The following is a 1,087-nucleotide window of genomic DNA, read 5'->3' as shown; positions in this document are numbered from 1 at the left end:
CCGCAGTACAGCCGGTCACGGACAAGACCGCCGTCAGTTATCGGCGCAACTATTTCATGCTGGTGGACCGCGCCGCGGCTGCCCTCAATCTCGATCCGGACTTTGTTTCGGTACCGGATCTGATCGACCAGCTGCGCGCCGATACCACGCTCACCGACGGCACTAAGGCGAATGCCACTTACTTTAGCTGTTGGGCCATCAGYGCGGGACGYAAGTGCTTGATGGCAAAGAGAGGTGGCTGACCCAGGATCGATAGGATGGTTGTTACCAAGCAATCAAACCATCTTTCCGAAGGCCAGCCAGCATGAATCGTAGTGCCCGAAGCGCTTTGCATCAACGTCGCAGCCGCATTGGACGGCGGGCGAGATCGACCGAGGCGGTGGAGTTCTTCAACGTGCTGACGAGTCCGCAGTTGCTGGAGACGACYGAAGCGCTGCTGCCCGAGCACCGCGAGCGGCTGTATCCGCCGACGGTGACGCTGTCGATGTTCATGCGTCAGGTGCTGGAGGCCGATGGCTCGTGCCAGAAGGCGGTCAACGGTTGGGCCGCGCAGCGAGCGGGCGATGGCCTGAGAGCGTGCAGCGTTCGCACTGGCGGGTATTGCCGGGCTCRTCAGCGSYTGCCGCTGGAGATGGTCAGYGCGCTCACGCGCSARACAGGGCGCCWGCTSAGYGAGAAGGCKCYGGCRCAATGGYGCTGGCGCGGGCGCACGGTCAAGCTGGTGGACGGCACCGGGCTGTCGATGCCCGATACCCAGGAGAACCAGGCGCGCTATCCCCAACCCAGCACCCAGGCACCCGGGGTCGGCTTCCCGCTGGCGCGGCTGGTCGTGGTGGTGTGCTTGGCCACCGGCGCGGCGCTCGATGCGGCGATCGGGCCCCATCAAGGCAAAGGCAGCGGCGAGCTGGCCCTGGTGCGTCGCCTGCTCCAAGGCTTTCGCCCAGGCGACGTGATGCTGGCCGATGCCCTGTACTGCAACTACTTCCTGATCGCCACGCTGATGGCCGCTGGCGTGGATGTGCTGATGGAGCAAAACGGCTCGCGCATCACCGACTTTCGCCGCGGCCAGTCGCTGGGCACGCGCGAT

General features: G+C 65.1%; 2 protein-coding genes. Both read left to right on the top strand.

Features of this window, described 5'->3' with window-relative positions; translation table 11 throughout:
* Positions 1-242: hypothetical protein (locus AC1DY5_RS56725; protein ID WP_478122885.1), on the top strand; the 242-nt coding region annotated here is incomplete at its 5' end.
* A gap of 62 nt (positions 243-304) precedes the next feature.
* On the top strand, positions 305-1,087 hold a 783-nt coding region (locus AC1DY5_RS56720), incomplete at its 3' end, for an IS4 family transposase (RefSeq protein WP_478122884.1).

The sequence above is a fragment of the Variovorax sp. P4_D9 genome, from assembly GCF_056401695.1.
Note: the sequence above shows the minus strand (reverse complement) of the source record. Positions and strands in the feature narration are given on the sequence as shown.